This window comes from Pseudoalteromonas sp. TAE79 (assembly GCF_000498015.1).
GTDB lineage: Bacteria > Pseudomonadota > Gammaproteobacteria > Enterobacterales > Alteromonadaceae > Pseudoalteromonas.
The window spans coordinates 46,152-67,348 of sequence record NZ_AUTL01000219.1; the positions used below are offsets into that span (position 1 = coordinate 46,152).

Genomic DNA, 21,197 nt, shown 5'->3' on the forward strand with positions numbered 1-21,197 from the left:
TTACAAACAACGCCCTCTTAATTGCACGCTTAGGTCTCGCCATAAAACTTCACTTACTTCGTGTTTATTATCGCAATACTGACGCTCTTTTAACTCTTCGTTTAATAACTCAACAGCTTGATCTTCTAACTGCAATTTTAAAACACTCGATTCTTCAAAATGCTCTTGTTCAATATACTGCTTAACCTCACCACGGCTTGGTCTCTTGTTTGGACCACGGTCTAAGTTAAAGTTTTCACGATGCTTAGCTTTTACCGAAACAACATAAGCAAAAAGTTTATTGCCTTGATCATCTTGCTTTTCGTGAAACTGTTTATTATTTATTTCAAAAGGCGGCTCATCATTCGAGGCACAACCAGCGAGTAAAACCATAAGCGCCAGAACACATTTTTTCATTGTTTTTTATCGTTTTAGTTTTGAATTAAGCCGAGTCTAACAAAAATTGACGAAAACGGTGAAAATTTACGAAAAAATACTTGACCAAATTTATAAAAAAACTTAAAGTTCGTCCCGCTTGGAACTCAGCAGTCAAGCAGTTACATTATATGTAATTTAGGAATGTGGGGCTATAGCTCAGCTGGGAGAGCGCCTGCCTTGCACGCAGGAGGTCAGCAGTTCGATCCTGCTTAGCTCCACCACTTTCCTACTCCTTTTCAAATTCGTTCTACTCTTCTATTTTTCCATTGTTTTTATTATTTTTTGATACCCTACTATTCTAATTTTTCATTCTATATAATTTTAAATTTATCCATTCAACTTGTGTCTTTACAAGTTCTTAGCTATACATAATGCCACACATTAATACTTTAGGCTTAACATGGACAACCCTAAGCGTTCAACGCTAAAAAAGCTAGCTGCTATAGGTTTAACAGCTGGTGCGATAACACATGCGCCTTATGTTTTTGCCCGAAAAAAAGTCACATTAAGAGTACTTGGTACTCATGTAACACTCCAAGAGGCTATCCGCAAGCAAGCGATGAGTGACTTAGGTATTAATATAGAATTTACTCCAGCAGGCAGCGCTGCTGTTTTGCAAAAGGCATCAATGGACCCTAGCTCCTTTGATTTATACGAACAGTGGTCAAACAGCATTAATGTGCTTTGGGATGCAGGTTCTATTCAGCCAATAGAAAAAAAGCGACTCACCTACTTTAACGAGATAAATCCACTCACTAAAACGGGAAAACTAACCGAAACTGCAAGTATTGGTGCAGGTGATGCCCCCTATAAATTATTAAATGTTCAACCCGATGGCACATTAAGCGCTCAAGAAAGCGATCATATTAGCTTTTTGCCTTATGTGCATAATGTTGACTCTTTTGGTTACAACACCGACTTTATTAAGCCCGGTATAGCATACGAAACAGAAAGCTGGAGTTGGCTGCTTGATGACGAGAACCGAGGTAAAGTAGCCATTGTAAATGCGCCTACCATTGGATTATTTGACCTAGCCCTAGCAGCACAAAGCAAAGGGCTTATAAAGTTTAACGATATAGGTGCAATGACCCGCCCAGAACTTGATAGATTGTTTAGTATATTACTCGACTTTAAACGCCAAGGTCATTTTAGTGGCTATTGGAACTCGGTCCCTGAATCGATTGAGTTTATGAAAAGTAAGCGTGCCCATATAGAAAGTATGTTTTCGCCTGCCGTCTCTGCGTTAAACAGTCAAAATATTAATGTTCGTTTTGCCGCGCCAAAAGAAGGCTACCGAGGATGGCATGGTGTTATGTGTTTATCGTCACAAACACAAAGTAGCGTAAAAGATGCAGCTTACGACTATATGAATTGGTGGCTTTCAGGCTGGCCTGGTGCATTTATTGCTCGCCAAGGTTATTACATTAGTAACCCACAACGCTCTAAACTACTTCTATCTCAGGCCGAATGGGATTACTGGTACGGTGGAAAAGCAACAAACATAGATTTATTAAATACAAATGGCGACGTAGCAGTAAAAGCGGGTAAGCAACGCAACGGCGGTAGTTACCATAAACGCTTTAGCAATGTAGCAGTATGGAACACCGTTATGCCAACCTATGACTACAGTCTACAAAAATGGTATGAGTTGATTAGCCGATAATGATAATAAATTCAATTAAATCAAAAATAATATTAGCTTTGTGTCCGCTGATTGGATTACTTCTTTTACAAAGCTATTTGTTTAACTATTCGCAAACGACCTTACTAAACTTGCAAAAGTCGCAGCGTAACGCGCTTATTCAAAGTGAAGCTGTGAATCACTTAGAAAACGATATTATCTCTTTGCAAGCGTATGCAGTCTCATTTATTGACAATGCAAATGAAAATACGATTACCAAATTTAATTTTTATTTAAATAAGGCAACTCTAAATCTCGAGCAGCTAAAAACAAACACTAAAAACCAGACCCCTGAGTATCAAAGCTCACTTATACGCCTTGGCGAGTATCTAAATAATTACCAAGAAACATTTGGCCAAGTTGTCGTAAATAGACAAAAACGCGAACACCTTTACACTACTCAGTTCAAACAGCCTATTGATGACTTACAAGTAACAATTAGTAATTTAGAGGAGTCTTCAAGCGACAGTAACAAGGTTATTTTCAACGATGTTTTACTCACAATAAGTAATTTACAACACGCAATTATAAGCTATCTCTATAAACCTAATTTTGATGAAGCACAAAATGTAAAACAAAACTTAAATCACTTACATAAAAAACTAACGAGCACCTCTGTAATAAATGAATCCCTCTCCAATAAAACAACAAGCTTAAAACAAGCTTATAACCAACTTGTATTACTTACCCGTAGCTACACTTTTTCTGTAAATGTAGTGCTTACAGGCATAGAAAACGAATTGCTATATTTAACTAATGAAATTAAAAATATAGAAAAAAATAAACTAACCGAAACAGAAGAGCTATTAGGTAACCACTTAACAAAAAATACAGAACAGGCAAATATATTTGCCCTTTTAATTATGTTAATCATTTTATTCTTAAGTTATTTTATTTTTAGATCGGTTATAAAACCAATTACTCAGCTCACTTTATTACTTAAAGATATGAATAGCGAAAAGCCAATAACTATTTCAAACAACAGCCGAAATCAAACTGAAATAGCATCGATAATAAAAGCAGCTAATGCTTTATATTTAAAAAGTAAACAAACCAAAGAGCTACTCAACGAAACCCGCGTATTAAATTCCCAAATGGAAGCAATGAATGCCGACCTGACGAGTGCTATGGAGCAAACAGATAAAGCCAATAAAACAAAAATAGATTTTGTAGCCAATATGAGTCATGAACTTCGCACACCAATGAATGGCATATTAGGTATGTTGCAACTTTTACAAAGCAGCGAGCTTCCCTCAAGGCAAAAACACTACGCTGATAAAGCTTTTTCAAGTGCTCAAAATTTATTGCAGATTTTAAATAATATTCTGGATTTTTCTAAACTAGAATCGGAAAAAATCCAGTTAGAGCAAATCCCTTTTACCTTACATACTATAGTTTCTAACGTTCAAAATTTATTCTCAACAAATGCCAAGCAAAAAGGCTTGTTATTAAACTTTACTTTACACGTTGATGCAGGGCTTGAGCTTATTGGCGACCCAATGCACTTAAGCCAAATAATAAATAACTGTGTAGGTAACGCAATTAAGTTTACTGAGCATGGTGAAATATCATTAACTATAGAAGCGACATCTCAACACGAAAAAACAATAAACCTTCGCTTTAGTATAAAAGACACGGGTATTGGGATGACGCAAGAGCAATCAAAAATTATATTCCAGTCTTTCTCGCAAGGTGATTCAAGCACAACAAGAAAGTATGGTGGAACCGGTTTAGGACTCACTATAAGCAAACAATTAACTAAACTGCTTGGCGGAGATATACAAGTAAGGAGCACGATTAATCAAGGTAGCGAGTTTTTCTTCACTCTACCCTTTACCTTATCTGAGCAGCAAAAACTTAAAAAACATGCCCTATTAATTAGCCCCGATAATGAGCAAATTAAAAAATTAATGGACTTGCTAAGTGATATAAATATAACAACAGAAACCACACAAGAACCATTAAGAGCCATTGCTAAAATGGCTCAACCTAATAGCCCATTTAGTATTGTAATAATGTCGATAAAACAAAAAGAGCTCAAAGATAACTTTATATTACAACAACTGTATGCTCAAAATAAAAATACGAATGAAAAATTGACGCTTATTTTATTGATTACTGATGAAGAGTCTCCTGAGCCAGTTGCAAAAAATGAAAGTATAGACATTACACTTATTGGTAATAAAAATAGTGAAGTAGAAATTTTAAGGAAGCTTTCACCTGATAATTTTAAAGAAAAGCAATTAAGGCCTCATCCTAAATTCTCGGGTTTTAATGCATTAGTTGTTGACGACAATAAAATTAATCAAGAAATAGCTTCCGCTCTTTTAGCCAGATTAGATATGACCGTGAACATTGCTGACAATGGACGTGACGCATTAGATAAAATAGAGACAAATGACATCGATATTATTTTTATGGATGTTCAAATGCCAGTTATGGACGGACTAGAAGCAACAAGCATATTAAGAGAGCGAGGCTACAAAACTCCTATAATTGCGATTACGGCAGNGCAGCCGCAGACCCTAATGATAAAAAAGCAGCGTTTAGAGCCGGTATGGATGACTTTTTAGTAAAACCAATTATTTTTGATGCTCTTTTCGAAAGTATAGAAAAACACCTACAAAGTAACAAACCATTAAATACAATTAATCTGCAGCTGGCAAAAGAAAACGTAGAAAACAATGATGAATTGTTAGCTAAATTATTTACTCAGTTTGTCAACGATTACAATGACTTTTCAATTAAAGCTGATATATTAATCAAAAATGGAGAGTTAGAAAGCTTAATTCGACTAGTACATACACTTAAAGGATTGGCCGGAACATTAGGTTTGGAGCTACTGCAACACAGCGCGCAAAATGTTGAGAAAAGCTTAATAGATAAGAAAAGTATTAACTTATCTCATTTTAATGAACAATTAACACTTACACTTTTTGCTGTAAAACAATTTTTGATAGCTGATAACTTTAAAAAAGAACATATACAGCAACATGAACTAAAAAACGAAGACTCGGTTATTGATAATATATACTCATTAGCATTAACGGCTCGCCCCGTACCTAGCAGTTTGGTTAGACAGCTAGAAATGAATCAATATGAGAGAGGCCACTCCCTATTTAAGCTCAAAGAAGCAATTGATCATTTTAACTACGCGTTAGTAATTGAGCTTATTGATATGTATAGAAACGATAATAAAAATTAGGCATAACCACTAACCTGAACTAGATTTAATATTGTAAAGAACGCAGAGAAGGACAGATAGTGCATTCAAATTACCTCGCAAACAGTAATGGATTAACCACAGAACAAAAGCATAAACCTTTAATTCTTATTGTTGATGACGAACCTAGTAATTTACACGTATTAGTAGAAGGACTTTTAACTGACTACGATGTACGTATTTCTACTAGTGGTGAGCAGGCTTTGATCTTTATTGAGTCAACTCGGCCTGACTTGATTTTATTAGACATAATGATGCCAGGCATGGACGGCTACGAAGTATGTAATATACTCAAAGCGAAACAAAATACCAAAGGGATCCCTGTCATATTTGTAACAGCGCTTACAGAAGAAGAGTCTGAAGAAAAAGGCTTCGCGATGGGCGCAATTGACTACATACACAAACCTTACAAGCTAGCGCTCGTTAGAGCACGTATCCGTACCCATATTACCGCACAGGGCATGCTTGATAGGCTTATAGAAAAAAACTTTGACCTACACGATAAGCTACTTGAAATAGAGTCACTGGCGAAAGAACTAAGCCAGCGTGAAGAAGAATTAAAAGAGCTCTCTTCAAAACAAAAGTTATTTTATCAAGCCCTAACGGGAACCGCTGATGGTGTTGTTATTGCCGATAGTAATGGCAAAATTATAGCCGTAAACCCTTCATTTTGCCGTATAACCGGTTACTGTGAATCTGACTCCCTGCAAATGCAGTTGCACGACATTAAACAAAATAACCACCCTAGTATTAGCTTTGATCAAGTATGGGAGCATGCGAATCAAGCTGGATATTGGAGTGGAGAACTTGTAACCAGACGCAAAAATGGCGAGCTTTACCCTGAGCTACTGACTCTAAGTATGGTTAAAGGCGATCAAGATACTAATGTGCATTATATTGGTGTGTTTAGTGACATTTCGAGCGTTAAAGTAACACAAGAAAGAATTCACTACCTCACATGGCATGATGAGCTTACAGGTTTGCCAAACCGAAATGGCTTTTTAAAACAGTTAGAGCAGCAACTTCAGGTTTGTAGTACCGAAAATAGTTATGCCTATATTTATATTATTGACATAGACAGCTTCCACTCAATAAATGATGGATTAGGCCTACTTGCTGGCGATAACATTTTAAAAGAATTAACTAAACGAATTCATTCTAAGGTGAGTAAAAAAGATGTTATTGCTCGCTTAGGCAGTGATGAATTTGCAGTACTGTGTACAGTTGAAAAAGGCGTTGGCAGAGTTAGAGCCCAAGCTATGGCAGAAAATAAAGCTCAAGAGCTGCTTATAAGTGTAAACCATCCTTTTAAGGTAGGTGAGCAAGACGTTAGCTTAACGGTAAGTATTGGCACGTATATTTTTCCTCGAGAAGATCAGTGGGAAAGCGCTATTGAAACTATTCGTAACTGTGAGGCAGCTTGTTACAAGGCAAAAGAGAAAGGCGGTAATAGAGTTACCTTTTTTGATACTTCGTTTGGCGAGCAAGCAAAACGTCGTTTTGAAATAGAGCAAGATTTACGCAAAGCTATCTCAAATAATGAGCTATCCCTATATTTACAATCCCAATTTGATCGAAGCCAAACCCTTAAAGGAGCTGAGGTTTTATTAAGATGGGAGCATCCCCAAAAAGGCTTTATTAGCCCAGGTGAGTTTATATCTATAGCCGAAGAATCAGATATAATTTATGACTTAGATTGCTGGGTAACTTCAAATGCACTTGAAATATTAACGCAACTTAGTAAAACTCACCCTGAGTTAAATTTATCGATTAATATAAGCGGCAGGCACTTTCATGAAGCTCGTTTTTTAAGCTTTATTAGCCAACAAATAAAGCAACATAGCATTAATCCTCAGCAACTCACTATTGAGATAATTGAAGGGACATTGCTTAATCATATGGAAGCGGCTATTGAGGCTGTTCATTGTCTCAAGAAGCTAGGTATTAGGGTATCTATTGATGACTTTGGTACTGGGTATTCGAGTTTAACTTATCTAAAACAATTACCCATACAGGAGCTAAAAATTGACCGCTCTTTTGTATTGGAAGCACCGACTGATAATAACGATAAGTTAATTATTGATATGATTGTAAGCTTAGGCCGTTTATTCGAGTTAGAGATTGTAGCTGAAGGCGTAGAGAACCAATCCCACTTTGGTTTATTGCAGGAATATCCAGAAGTTATTCTTCAAGGCTACTATTTACATAGACCTGAACCTGCAAGCGATTGGCTTGATAAATTAAAATAACCGTTACGTAATTTACAAACTAAAAAGCCGAGCATGAATATGCTCGGCTTTTTATAAACCTAAGTTTGCAGTTACTCGCGAACTTGGCCTACTCCATTAACTAAATACTTTTCTGTGGTCAGTGATTCAAGACCCATCGGACCGTACGCATGAAGCTTAGAGGTTGCTATACCAATCTCTGCACCTAAACCCAGTTGTGAGCCATCAGAAAAGCGAGATGATGTGTTAACCATTACTACAGAAGCGTCAACACTACGCTGGAATAACTCTGCAGCAGCTGCGTTCTTAGTACAAATCACTTCAGTATGGTTGGAACCAAACTGAGCGATATGATCCACAGCAGCGCTGAAAGTTGGCACCACACGAATAGCAATTTCAAGGTCTAGGTATTCTTCACCAAATTCGTTATCGGCTAACACAGTTGCATTATCAAAATATTTAGCTGCAAAGCTGTCGGCATTTATTTTTACACCTTCTTGGCGTAATACAACTGCGCAAAGATTTAAAAACTCATCTGCAACATCTTGATGAACTACTAAGCCCTCAAGTGCATTACAAACACCCGTACGTTGCGTTTTACCGTTAAGTAGTAAGTTAAGCGCAATTTCAAGATCAGCATCTTTATCTACATATAGATGACAAACGCCTTTGTAATGCTGAATTACTGGGATCGTACTGTTTTCGGTAACAAAGTTAATTAAGCCTTCACCGCCACGTGGAATTATTAAATCAATGCTTTCACGTTGCTGCATCAATTCCATTAATAGTGCACGGTCTGGATCTGGGATCACTGAAATAAGCGATACTGGTAAGTTATGCTTTTCAAGTACGCTGTGCATTACACTTGCGATAGCTTGCGAACTTTTAAGTGCTTCTTTACCGCCACGTAAAATAACGCCATTACCTGATTTAAAACACAATGCGCCAGCGTCTGCTGTTACATTTGGGCGTGCTTCATAAATCATACACACAACGCCAAGAGGTACGCGCATTTTGCGAATTTTAATACCATTTGGGCGCTCAGTAATATCACGTAGCTGACCAACAGGATCATCTAGGCTTACTATTACTTCAATGCCTTCTGCCATTGCTTCAATGCGCTCATCGTTTAACGTTAAGCGGTCTATCATTGAGGCTGCTAAGTTATTGTCGCGTGCTGCGCTTAGGTCACTCTCGTTTTCTTTAATTATAAATGCTTTTTGCTCTCTTAGTGCCGCTGCCATTTCAACTAGTACTTGATTTTTAGTCTCGGTGTCGAGTAAAGCAAGTGTATGGGCAGCTTTAGCTGTCTGGCGTGAAATGTCCGTAATTAAGCTCATGACTTCTCCAATAATGCGATATGTTTTTCAGATATAACTGGTCCAATTGAATCCTGCATTTTTTCGCTGAATTCACTCTGTTCGTTGTCTGCAATAAAGTTTAACAAACAGCTACTATAATTTGCGGTCGCTTTAGCTAAACGCGTACCGTCTTCACTACGTACTAAAATGGTATCACCAACAGCAAATTCACCATGGACTTCCATGATTTCATCACCGCGAATACATCCACTTTCACCTTCAAGGGATTCATCAAATGATCCATCAACAACAACTTCACCTTGCTCATTTGCTGTGTGTGTCATCCAATGTACAGAATCTTGCATCGGTTTTTCGTACGGTAAAAATACGCTACCAGGATTTTCCCCAGCTAGCAGTTTCGTAAATGTTTCTTCTTTAAAGCCGTTTATAATATAAGTCGCGATACCATGTGACGTTGCTTTTTCTGCCGCTTCTATTTTGGTTTTCATGCCACCAGTACCAACAGCACTTGTAGCACATCCTGCCATAGCATAAATAGATTCATCAATTGATTTTATTTCAGGCAGTAACACCGCATCATCATGTAAGTTAGGGTTTTTATCATATAACCCATCAACGTCTGAGAATATTAATAAAGCATCGGCATCGGCTGCTGCTGCGACCATTGCTGATAAGTTGTCGTTATCACCCACTCTTAAGTCGTCGGTAGTTACAGCATCATTTTCATTAATGATAGGAAAAACACCATGCTCAAGCAAAGTAAACACTGTTTCGCGAATACTTTGGTAACGCTCGCGGTCACGTAAATCGCCGTGCGTTAATAATAGTTGCGCAGATGGAAAGTCAAAAAAGCGGTCCCACATGGCGATCATTTCTGTTTGGCCTGCCGCTGCCATTGCTTTTTTCATCACCACGGAGCGAGGTTTGTCTGATGGGAATAAATGCGCTCCAGCCGCTACAGAACCCGATGATACTAAAATCACCTCGATTCCACGGGCACGACAACGAACAATGAACTGTGCGATGGTTAATATGTAACGCGAACGGCAGCCATCTTGATCTGGTGCAATTAATGCACTACCTACTTTAAGTACGATACGTCGCCAATTTAACTTTTGCATAAATGCTCAACTTTCCATTTTATCTGCGCTCATCTTAATTAGACGAGCTAAAACTAAGTAGCTAGGTTTAAAACATAGCTTCGAATTTTTCTTTTCATTTAGGCAACACTTTTTTACACACACGCAAAAACCATATCTAAAACAAGAAGCTTAGATTTGAGGTTAAGTAAAAGTAGCAACAACCCAATAATATTGAGCAGCACTAATCAAAAAATTTAAAAGTGTTGTTTATGCATCGCTGTAAAAAGCTGTGTGTGGCTTTTTTATTAACAACATACATAGAGCCTCTAAAGTCTGATACACCAACAGATAGGGTGAAGACCAAAGGACCGAGATTTAACCGCCACGATGGGGGCTAAATATTGAAAGTAATAGTTCAACTCAAACCTTTATTTACTTAAATAATTAAATAAACTTGTTTGGCAAAACCATACCAAGAATTCGGCAAATGATATTTTGTAATGCTCTAATACTAGAAACATCACTAACACATGATTATAAAGATTAAAAATGACGTTAAGATTAACAAGCCTGTTTTATCTTCAATAAACTTCGTTAGATGACTAATTATTAGAACACGAAGTATAATACACCAAATACCCCTTTAAAATCAAGGTTAAAATTCGAACTAAGTTAATACGAAACACTCATATCCTTTATATTGTTATTAAAATTCAATAAATTAAACAATTAATACACTTCAAAATAAGGTGGCTAAGTTCTCGCTAAATAATTTAAGCCTACTAATCTTTTATAAGCAGCTAAAATTGATTAGTAATATTTCAGTTTCCGGTGTATACCCCTGTATTAATAATTAACAAAAGTTATACTTTCTAAACATATCGTCATAAATAAGGAATTCTTAATCTATGTCAGCAATTTACATAGCCGGTATCGCACTTTGCTCTGTGCTTGCCCAATGGGTCGCGTGGGCTTTTAGAGTACCCGCTATTCTTTTTTTATTGCTTACTGGTCTTTTACTTGGACCATTTAGTGGTGTTTTAGACCCTGATGCATTGTTAGGTGATTTACTGTTTCCAGTAGTATCACTAAGCGTTGCCATCATTTTATTTGAAGGTTCCTTAACTCTGCATTTCAGAGAATTAAAAGGGATAGGAAAAGTTGTAAGGAATCTCTGCTCAATCGGTATGCTTACTACCTGCATTATTATTAGCTTAAGCGCCTACTGGTTGCTTGAGCTCAATTGGCGTGTTGCTGCGGTACTAGGCGCAGTACTCGTTGTTACTGGCCCTACCGTTATAGCACCGCTATTAAACTCAATGCGTCCAACACAAGACATAGACCGCATACTTCGCTGGGAAGGTATTGTAATAGACCCAATTGGCGCATTATTTGCTGTATTGGTATTTGAAGCTGTAATGCTTGTAGGCCAAGGCGAAGTATTTAGTCATACTATTATTGCTTTAGTTAAAACCCTGGGTGTTGGTTTAAGTATTGGTGTTGCTGCAGGTTGGCTAACAACCCTATTAATGCGTCGCGAGTGGCTGCCATTTGAATTACATAAGTTTGGAATTTTAGCACTAGTCCTTATTAGTTTTTCTGTATCAAACTATTTAAGCCATGAATCAGGCTTATTAGCAGTAACTGTATTTGGTATTTGGCTTGCGAACCAAGACGATTTAGAAATAGATTCTGTACTTGAGTTTAAAGAAGACTTGTCGATGATATTAATATCAACACTGTTTATTTTACTTGCAGCACGTTTACAGCTTTCTGATTTGATGATGCTCGACAGCGATGTATTTATATTTTTAGCTATTGTGCTTTTTGTTGCACGCCCACTGTGTATTGCTATTTCGACCTTTGGTACTGACTTACCAATGAAGTCTCGCTTGGTACTTGCCTGGATTGCTCCACGCGGTATAGTTGCCGCAGCCGTTGGGTCGGTATTTGCACTAAGTATGATGGAAGCTGGCGTTGCTGATGCTGAAAAAATGGTGCCACTTATATTTACGGTGATCATCATTACGGTTGTGCTGCAAAGCTTAACAGCCATCCCTGTTGCCAAGCTATTAGGTGTACGCCAACCATCGCCAAACACAATATTAATTATTGGTGCAAACCATGTATCGCGTGCAATTGGACGTGGCTTACAAGAGCAGAATATTCCGGTTCACCTTTCAGATCCTGCATGGGAAAACTGCAGAATGGCACGTATGGATGGCTTAGCTTGTTATTATGGTAACCCGCAATCAGAGCATGCTGAACGCTACTTACCTCTAACAACTATTCGCAGTGTCTTAGCGCTATCGCCAAACCGTCATCATAATGCGCTAGGCGTTCAATACTTTTCGCATTTACTTAATGAAAAAAATGTATTTTCGCTTCGCTCATCAACGTCGCATGCTAAAGCAAATAAAGACAGTGCAACGTTTTTATCTAGACAAATACTGTTTGGCGACGAAGGCTCATACGCACGTTTGAGCAGTATTATAGCTAAAGGCGGTAAGGTTAGTTCAACACGTATCTCGGATGAGTTTAGCTGGGAGCAATACCTAGAAATGAACCCTGAGGCTATCCCTTTGTTTATTCTTAAAGGTGATAAAGACAGCGACGACGATACGCCAATTAAGCTAAGACCATTTACAATTAACATGGAAAAACCGCCGCAAGAAGGCGAGCGTGTTGTTGCATTACAGCCGCCTAAAATGTCGGTCTTAAAAGACCCGCAAACAAAGGCTAAAGAAGAAAGTTAAACACTTTTACAGGTAGTAAAAACTCAAAAACCCTAACTTAAAAAGTAGGGGATTAAGATATTGAAGGATGCTTTTAAGCATCCTTTTTTATTTTTATATTTACTATCAATAGATTACTGCAAAGCAATGAGAGGTAAATCATTGGTTCGTATATTATAATTGTTATAAAACAGGATGTTATACAAAATGTACTTTGTTTAAAAGTTGTACTATAATATAACTCCATCAATTTGATTGGAGATTATCATGAATAGATATGTAGTTGTAGACACCGAAACTACAGGCTTAGACCCGTATCGTGGTAATCATCGAGTTATTGAAATAGCCTTGATCGAAGTAGTTAACTATGTGATCACTGGTAAACAGTTCCAGACCTATTTAAACCCACAAAGAAGAAAAAGCACGAAAAGTGCATTTAAAATTCATCAAATTAAAGATGACTTTTTAAAAGATAAACCCCTATTTTCAGAAGTATTTGAAGATGTTATTTCATTCATCGGTGATGCAACTCTAATTTTTTATCATAAAGGTTTTGATTTAAAATTTTTAGATCATGAAGCTTTATTAGCTGGACAGACTCTAAGGTTTAGCGAAGCATTTAAAAGCAGATGTTTATTTAAAGAAGCATCAAATAGGTTTGGAAGAAAAATAAATTTAGACTCTGCATGTAGCATTCATCATATTGATATATCTGAAAGAAAAATTCATGGGGCGTTAATTGATTCAATATTAACGGCAAAGCTACTAATTGCTTTTGATGATAAAGATATAGAACAACTGAAAAATGTTCCGAACAAAAACAAAAATAGAGAAAAAGAAAAATTTCCATTTCCAAAAGCATATAAAGGGCTTCAGCTAAACTTTTGCAAAAATCCTCTTTGTAGTAATTATGGTAAACCACCAGAACAACCTAAATTAAAGCCTAGCGGTGATTATACTAGCATTGGTGGTGATTACGGGATTCAGCTCAAAAGAAGACCCAATAGACCAAGTAGCTTACTTCTAAGGTGTAAATTGTGTAAATACACCACAACCATCTTAAGTAATAAATCATCGTACCAAGAAACAGAACGGCTATTAAATATATTTAAGTTAATTGATCCTAGTTGTCCAAATTCAGGACAAGCTGAAAATAAACGTAAAGGCATATCTGAAGGTAGGCGTTATAGATTAATTACTAAGCGTACTAGAGGCAAAGATCGTAAGGTTCAGAGACTTTTGCCAGCTTGTGAACACACTCAGTATGGTATTTTAGAAAAGCCTGAATTGTATTGGTTAGATAGTCAAAATCGAAAGGCTATTGATGTCAATAAGAGCATACCCCAAATAGTTCACCCTGATCATGATGGAAATCATAAAAGAGAAGATGAATTATCCTCGCAAACATTTAAATGTAAGTCATGCAAAACTAAATTTACCGTACCTTTAAATGCTCAAAAAGGGCAAACAAATCACCAGGTTAATTATCAACTTTTCCTTGAGTTTGTAAACAAAGGAATCATTAACCGCATTAGAGATAAGCTTTTATTAAATCCAGCAGTTATATATTCAAGAATTGAGTTTTTTTATAACCAATGCATACAATTTGATCAATATCAGTTAAAACAGAATTTAGAGAAATTAGAAAATAAACATTTAAAAGTTAGTTCAGATAGGCAACATTTTTATGCCAACTGGACACAAAAAACAGATGTGAGAAGAACAAAAATCGTTAACATAAGCTCTGTAGAAAATAGATCCCGTTTTGTATTTGGTAGTACACTAAATTTTGACTTTACTTCGAATTATGAATCATTGTTTAAGGAATTTATTCGTATTGGTGAATACAAAAAAGAGCCGTTTAAAAGACGATATCAACAATATGTTTTACCTGAAGAGGGAATATTTGAAGATCGTGACTTAAAGCCACCATCAAAGCATCTTTTATTACATCAAACTTATAGCGCCTTATCTCATTATGAGTTACTGAAAACATACTTCAATAGAGCCAAAGAAGTTACCATTTTTGCGGATAATGATATTGGTTTTGAATTAGCTTTAACCAAAACCTATGTTGATTTAATAAAAGCTAATAAATTAAATGCGATGTTGCTAAGAAATCATATTACTGATGATATTGAAGAAGAACTTAGTCACTATAGTTGGTTTTCGCAACCTAAACCGCTTGTGAAAGCAAAACACATAGATGTTAAGTTCCTTACGACACCAGATGAAGATCTAATGGAACAAGCTTCTCTACATGCAGTAGATAACTATTTTTTAATGTTAAGACGAAGACTTAATATGATGGAAAGACCAATAGCGACAGCATCTCAATCTGACTCAGTATGGAGTGGTTACGCACCATATAACCCTAAACACATTTGTATGCTAATTGAAATTTTCAGGGTTTATCATAATTACGTTTTAACGGATGAGAAAAATAATATCAAACATGGTTATAAGCGAAAAGCATTAACACCAGCTCAAAGGCTTGGTTTAGTTGATAAAGCTTTTAGTATTTATGATTTAATTGAATTTACACCAGCAAAAATCTTATTAGAAAATAAAAACATGAATTTGATGATCAAAGTTTAATCCTAAAAAGACAAAACCCCTACACGTTTCCGTATAAGGGTTGCCTCTTGTGCCGTTGTGTCAGAAGTGCATTGCAGGGTTCTACACTAGCTATGTATTTTTCAATGCCATTGTGCCAGATATTGAACAAGGGATCTGCACTAGCTGTCTATAATAATATTACTAAACATTTGTTCTGTCAAATCTATTTCCGTAGTTAGATAGAAATTCTTTAAATTTTATCTATATGTTATCATTTAATTTTATTATTACTAATTTAAAAGTAACAGATTATGAGTTTTCAATATAACGCTATTCAAAAGACTGTATCTCACTCAAGAATAAGAACTTATCAAAATTTCTTCCAAGGACATACAGATCATGAAATATATGGTGTCTATATTTGGAATAAAGTCCTGTGTGGAGCTATTTATCCTTTATTACAATCTGTTGAAATATCATTAAGAAATTCAATCAATGATGCAGCTGTAAACGAATTTGGAACTTACTGGCACGAAAAAATTAATCATATGCCAAGAAACAATGGTTCTCAAGATTATAATTATGTTAACTTAAAAAGAAATTTTGAATCAGCAAGAACAAAATGGTTGCAAAAAGAAAATAAAAAAAGAAGATCGAACAACCAACAAAACTTACCTCATAATCATAAGCCAGATTTTAATTGTATTGTTGCAGAAACTGAATTTAGCACATGGGAGTTTTCTTTACATAGGTGTTTGTATAAATTAAATGGGACAGATTTTTTATGGCCTAAAGTAACAAATGCTGTATTTAAAAATTGGTCACATCAAAGTTCAAATAATACCCGTGATCAGGCATTTAAATTAGTATCTGAAATTAGACCGTTTAGAAATAGACTTTCACATCACGAACCCTTATGGAAAGGGGTCAACGTTACAACTGAAACGCAAGCGCTCACCTTTATAAACAAGAAAATTGACGCTATAGAGAAACTTTTATTAATGATTTGTGATGAAAGACTAGCTTTCATCAAGTCTAAGAGACTGATAACGAATGCAAGACTTTTAGCTACACCACATCAATTAGACTTATACAGAGAGCGAAATGAGGTTAAACATCTTTCACTTAAGAGTAAAACAAAAATTAGAAGGTTCATCAACTCTCTACATGAAGAAAGTCCACCTGAAGTGATTGAACTTGCTGGAAGAAGAATATCTATAAAGTTAGCTTAAAAAATCTTACTTTGAATTATGGATGAATATTAAAATGGGCTTGCAACAAATCTTAATGCATGGAATTATATAATTATAGTTTTGCCTCTCATTAAAATGGTTTTATCTTTGTAACTTATTGATATAAAACTAATTCATATTGCAAATCAATGTTTAAGTATACTCTTCCTTATTATAACCTTATGAAATATAATAAATTACATCTCAGGTTCAAGGTAAGGGATAACAATGTTATCCCTTAATTTCTTAATCCCCTACTTAAAAAGTTAGGGTTTTGTTTTTTAAGAGCCATTAAATAGGAAGACGAGCTCGCGCAACCACACTATCTGGCATTTTTTGCGCTAACTTAGTCAACGCTCGCTCAATTTTTTTATGAGTCGCTTTATCTGCCACCATAGAATTAAATAGCCAGCGGTATGCATCTTCAAAATCACGCGGGCTGCCATAGCCATCATTAAATAATTTAACCAAACGTAGTTGTGCTTTTAAATTGCCTTGCGACGACGCTTCACGCAAATACGTAATTGCCATTGCTTTATCTTGCTGAACTAAACGCCCGGTGTCGTAGTAACGCCCTAACTGCTCTAGCGCTGCCGCTAAGCCTTGCTCAGCCGCTTTTCGCATGTAATACACACCTAACTCTACATTACGATCCACGCACACGTTATAAGCCAGCATATCGCCGTATAAAAATTGATAAGACGGCAATGCCATTTTATTGGCTCGTGCTTCTATATCTTGCACTAACTGGCAATCATCTGCCTTCACCCGCGCTAAATGCGTATTTTTATTTATTAACGCAATTAGCTCAGATTCTGTATACAGCGGTACAGCAGCAGGGCTTTCTGTAGCTAAGCTGTTGGTTGCTATAAATAAAGACAGTGGAATTAATGAAAGCCTTAATACGCAATTACGGTAAAATAAACGCATGCTCACCACTTATAAAAATAAACTTATTAAAATATATACAAAGATCGTTCCAAGGTGAATTTTAGATACAAAAAAAGCTGCACTAGGCAGCTTTTTTTAATCTAATGGTAATTACGCAAACGGGTTGCGAAGTACCATAGTTTCCACGCGGTCTGGACCTGTAGAAATAATATCAATTGGAACACCCGTAATTTCTTCAATACGCTTGATGTAGTCAATCGCAGCTTTTGGTAAACCGTCAAGACTCGTTACACCAACAGTGTTTTCTGACCAACCTGGCATTTCTTCGTATACTGGCGTTACTTTATCGTAACCTTCAGCTGCTAATGGTGTTACGTTAGTAACTGTGCCATCTTCAAGCTTGTAACCAATACAGATTTTAAGCGTTTCTAAGCCATCTAAAACATCAAGCTTAGTTAAACAAAAACCTGAAATACTGTTGATTTGAACCGCACGGCGCATAGCCACTGCATCTAACCAACCAGTACGACGAAGTCGACCTGTTGTAGCGCCAAACTCATGGCCTTTATCACCTAAGTGCTTACCAACTGGATCTTGTTTCTCAAGACCGTCGTAAAGCTCTGTAGGGAAAGGACCTGAACCAACACGTGTAGTGTACGCTTTAATAATACCTAAAACGTAATCAAGGTTTAATGGACCAAAACCTGCACCAGTAGCAACGCCACCAGCTGTAGTATTTGAAGATGTTACATAAGGGTAAGTACCGTGATCGATATCAAGTAACGTACCTTGTGCACCTTCAAATAAAATGTTTTCGCCTGCTAAACGCGTTTGATCTAAAAGCTCAGTTACATCTACAACCATTGCTTTTAAGATATCTGCAACAGCCATTGCATCATCAAACGTTTTTTGAAAATCTACAGCATCTACTTTGTAGTAGTTAACTAAAGTGAAGTTATGGTACTCAAGAACTTCTTTTAATTTAGCTGCAAAAACTTCAGGATTAAATAAATCACCTACGCGTAAACCACGGCGCGCCACTTTATCTTCGTACGCAGGACCGATACCACGGCCAGTTGTACCAATTGGCTTATCGCCACGAGCAGTTTCGCGGGCTACATCTAATGCAACATGGAAAGGCAAGATTAGTGGACATGCTTCACTTATTAAAAGACGCTCGCGTACTGGTACGCCACGTTCTTCTAGCATGCCAATTTCTCTCATTAGCGCTTCTGGTGATAAAACTACACCATTACCAATCACACATTTAACATTGTCACGTAATACACCCGATGGAATAAGGTGTAGAACCGTCTTTTCACCTTCGATAACTAAAGTATGACCCGCATTGTGGCCACCTTGATAACGAACTACTAAAGATGCTTTGTCTGTAAGGAGATCAACTACCTTACCCTTTCCTTCGTCACCCCATTGGGTGCCTAATACAACAACGTTTTTACCCATCGTAAATTCACTTAGAGAAAATTAGGACGAGATTTTACCAGAAAACTAAAGTAAAGATCACCCCTGTTCAGCTTATTTTTTCTGCGGGCAATTGTTATATCCAAATATTGACCAATAACCACATAAATAACAGTGATTTAACGCACTAGTTTGTATTTAACAAAAAGCCCCGCAAATGCGAGGCTTTTTAACTTTTAAATAATTAACGTAAAGTCTATTGAGCTTTAGCGCCTTTCATATATTGGAAGAAGTCGCTATCTGGTGAAAGCACCATAACATCTTGCTTATCTTTAAAAGTCTTTTTGTAAGCTTCCAGCGAACGTACAAAACTAAAGAACTCAGGGTCTTTGTTGTACGCATTAGCATAAATGCCTGCAGCATCAGCATCGCCTTGACCACGTACAGAACGTGCATTACGCTCAGCATCAGCAAGCATTACAGTTACTCGACGGTCAACTCCCGCACGAATAGTCTCTGCTTTTTCCTGACCTTCAGAGCGGTGCTCTTTTGCAACCGCAGTACGCTCAGCGCGCATACGTTGGTAAATAGAGCTACTCACTTCTTGTGGTAGGTTGATTTGCTTAACACGTACGTCTAGTACTTCAATACCTAGCTCACGTGCACTTTCAGAAGCTTGTACTAACGCTTCTTCCATCAACTCGCTACGCTCACCTGATACAATTTCGCGAATTGTACGTGTACCAAAGTTTGTACGAAGACCATTGTTTACTTTTTGCTTAAGTAGCGTTTCAGCATATTGCTTATCGCCACGAGCACGTAAGTAAAAAGCACTAAAGTCATTAACGCGCCATTTTACAAACGAATCAACAATTAAGTCTTTTTTCTCGCTAGTAACAAAGCGATCTGGCGCACCATCTAGCGTTTGAATACGTGCATCAATACGACGTACTTGGCTAAAAAATGGAACTTTAAATTGTAGGCCTGGGCCATATACAATCGCTTTATCGTCGCTATCTTTTTGTACTTTACTGAATAACATTACAATTGCTTTTTGCCCTTCAGGTACAACAAATACCGATGAGAAAGACATAACAATGGCAGCTAATAGTATTACTAAACTAAAGTTTTTCATTATGATTATCTCCCATCATTGAAGCGGTCGTTGTTAAAGCGGTCATTGCCACTATTAACAGAGCTATTGCGCGACGTATTAACTTTATTACGTAAGTCTTGAATATCACTTGAACTTGGAAGTGCAACTCGTGTTGCGGTTCCTTGCTTGTCCATGATTTTATCAAGAGGTAAATACATCATGTTATTGCCGCCTTTAACATCAACCAATATTTTAGAACTACTCCCTAACACTTCTTCCATTGCATCAATGTATAAGCGCTCACGAGTAACTTCTTTAGCTGCTTGATATTCAGGTAAAAGCTTTTCAAAGCGAGCTACCTCACCTTGTGCTTCCAATGTAATGCGCTCTTGATAACCTTCCGCTTCTTGAGTCATACGCGTTACTTGACCACGAGCACGCGGTTCAATTTCACGAGCATATGCTTCTGCTTCACGGATGAAACGTTCTTCATCTTCTTGTGCAGCAATTGCATCATCAAATGCATCTTTAACTTCAGTTGGTGGACGAGAGTCTTTAAAGTTCACGTCAGTAACAATTAAACCTAAGTTATATGGTTCGATAATCTTATTAAGCTCATCCCATGTATTTTGACGAACAACCTCACGGCCATTAGTTAATACTTGGTCCATTTTTGCATGGCCCACAACATAACGCAGTGCACTGTCTAGCGCTTCTTCTAAGCTACTATCAGCGTTAGTTACGCTAAATTCATAAAGGTATGGGTCAATAACACGGTATTGCACCTGAAACTCAACGCTCACTACGTTTTCGTCTTCAGTAAGCATAAAACCAGAAGCCGATAATGAACGAACTGCTTCAATATCTACTGGGATTACCGTTTCGATGAAAGTCATTTTCCAACGCAAACCAGGATCAGCAATTCGGTCATATTTACCAAATTGTAGAACCACACCACGCTCGGCTTCTTTAACCGTATAAATACCACTTAACGCCCATACAATAACGGCGATAATAAGTATGAATGAAATACCGGCTCCGCCAAGTCCACCGCCGCTACCATTGCCGGATTTTTTCCCGCCAAATAAGCCGCTGAACTTGTTACTAAACTTGCGGAACACCTCGTCTAAATCAGGTGGGCCTTGATCACGTCCGCCTTTATTATTCCACGGATCTTTGTCATTGCCATTATTACCCGGTTCATTCCAGGCCATAGCTATACTCCATTGTTATCTAAATAAATTAGGAAATTGGGTTAAATCTAACAAATCTACCGCGTTTCTCATACAAAAACCGACATTAAAACGTC

The 21,197-nt window shown here is 37.0% G+C and carries 14 protein-coding genes and 1 tRNA gene; 8 read left to right on the top strand and 7 right to left on the bottom strand.

The features are described 5' to 3' along the window. Positions 1-396, bottom strand: coding sequence for a hypothetical protein (locus L655_RS0116400; RefSeq protein WP_024600215.1), 396 nt, complete (start codon positions 394-396; stop codon positions 1-3). A 166-nt stretch (positions 397-562) separates the two neighbouring features. Between L655_RS0116400 and L655_RS0116405 the strand changes: the two genes are divergently transcribed. The 5 genes from L655_RS0116405 (at position 563) to L655_RS0116420 (ending at position 7,570) form a co-directional block, all read left to right on the top strand. Beyond that, a tRNA-Ala gene (locus L655_RS0116405) sits at positions 563-638 on the top strand. Positions 639-817: 179 nt separating this feature from the next. Continuing rightward, entirely contained in the window at positions 818-2,080 is a 1,263-nt protein-coding gene (locus L655_RS0116410; RefSeq protein WP_024605615.1) for an extracellular solute-binding protein, read from the top strand. Then, on the top strand, positions 2,080-4,671 hold the full coding sequence (locus L655_RS01000000125770; RefSeq protein ID WP_241764503.1) for an ATP-binding protein: 2,592 nt from the start codon (positions 2,080-2,082) through the stop codon (positions 4,669-4,671). Before L655_RS0116410 ends, L655_RS01000000125770 begins: the two co-directional genes overlap by 1 nt. Continuing rightward, positions 4,656-5,303 (top strand): Hpt domain-containing protein, encoded by a 648-nt coding sequence (locus tag L655_RS1000000128080; RefSeq protein WP_241764504.1) that lies wholly within the window; start codon positions 4,656-4,658, stop codon positions 5,301-5,303. Before L655_RS01000000125770 ends, L655_RS1000000128080 begins: the two co-directional genes overlap by 16 nt. Positions 5,304-5,362: 59 nt before the next feature. Beyond that, positions 5,363-7,570, top strand: coding sequence for an EAL domain-containing protein (locus tag L655_RS0116420; RefSeq protein ID WP_024605616.1), 2,208 nt, complete (start codon positions 5,363-5,365; stop codon positions 7,568-7,570). A 71-nt stretch (positions 7,571-7,641) separates the two neighbouring features. Here the strand turns inward: L655_RS0116420 and L655_RS0116425 are convergent, their stop codons facing one another. Continuing rightward, positions 7,642-8,889: a glutamate-5-semialdehyde dehydrogenase gene (locus L655_RS0116425; protein WP_024600219.1), complete on the bottom strand. Its 1,248-nt coding sequence runs from the start codon at positions 8,887-8,889 to the stop codon at positions 7,642-7,644. Continuing rightward, positions 8,886-9,992, bottom strand: coding sequence for a glutamate 5-kinase (gene proB / locus L655_RS0116430; RefSeq protein WP_010554355.1), 1,107 nt, complete (start codon positions 9,990-9,992; stop codon positions 8,886-8,888). Before proB ends, L655_RS0116425 begins: the two co-directional genes overlap by 4 nt. A gap of 869 nt (positions 9,993-10,861) precedes the next feature. On the opposite strand from proB, the gene L655_RS0116435 reads away from it, so the two are divergent. The 3 genes from L655_RS0116435 to L655_RS0116445 all read left to right on the top strand — a co-directional run bounded on the left by L655_RS0116435 (position 10,862) and on the right by L655_RS0116445 (position 16,479). Beyond that, positions 10,862-12,709 carry a sodium:proton antiporter gene (locus L655_RS0116435; RefSeq protein ID WP_007586413.1) on the top strand — a complete coding sequence of 616 codons (1,848 nt, stop codon included), beginning with the start codon at positions 10,862-10,864 and terminating at the stop codon, positions 12,707-12,709. 246 nt (positions 12,710-12,955) lie between these two features. Then, positions 12,956-15,286 carry an exonuclease domain-containing protein gene (locus tag L655_RS1000000126305; RefSeq protein ID WP_024605617.1) on the top strand — a complete coding sequence of 777 codons (2,331 nt, stop codon included), beginning with the start codon at positions 12,956-12,958 and terminating at the stop codon, positions 15,284-15,286. A 272-nt stretch (positions 15,287-15,558) separates the two neighbouring features. Continuing rightward, a complete protein-coding gene (locus L655_RS0116445) occupies positions 15,559-16,479 on the top strand; it encodes an Abi family protein (RefSeq protein WP_024605618.1) in 921 nt (306 codons plus the stop codon). A 291-nt stretch (positions 16,480-16,770) separates the two neighbouring features. Here the strand turns inward: L655_RS0116445 and L655_RS0116450 are convergent, their stop codons facing one another. The 4 genes from L655_RS0116450 to hflK form a co-directional block, all read right to left on the bottom strand. Then, positions 16,771-17,409 carry an SEL1-like repeat protein gene (locus tag L655_RS0116450; protein ID WP_007586412.1) on the bottom strand — a complete coding sequence of 213 codons (639 nt, stop codon included), beginning with the start codon at positions 17,407-17,409 and terminating at the stop codon, positions 16,771-16,773. 111 nt (positions 17,410-17,520) lie between these two features. Beyond that, on the bottom strand, positions 17,521-18,834 hold the full coding sequence (locus L655_RS0116455) for an adenylosuccinate synthase (RefSeq protein ID WP_007586409.1): 1,314 nt from the start codon (positions 18,832-18,834) through the stop codon (positions 17,521-17,523). Positions 18,835-19,048: 214 nt separating this feature from the next. Next, a complete protein-coding gene (gene hflC, locus L655_RS0116460; protein ID WP_002957880.1) occupies positions 19,049-19,927 on the bottom strand; it encodes a protease modulator HflC in 879 nt (292 codons plus the stop codon). Between the two features lie 5 nt (positions 19,928-19,932). Then, on the bottom strand, positions 19,933-21,102 hold the full coding sequence (hflK, locus tag L655_RS0116465; RefSeq protein ID WP_002957881.1) for an FtsH protease activity modulator HflK: 1,170 nt from the start codon (positions 21,100-21,102) through the stop codon (positions 19,933-19,935). Positions 21,103-21,197: the final 95 nt, after the last annotated feature.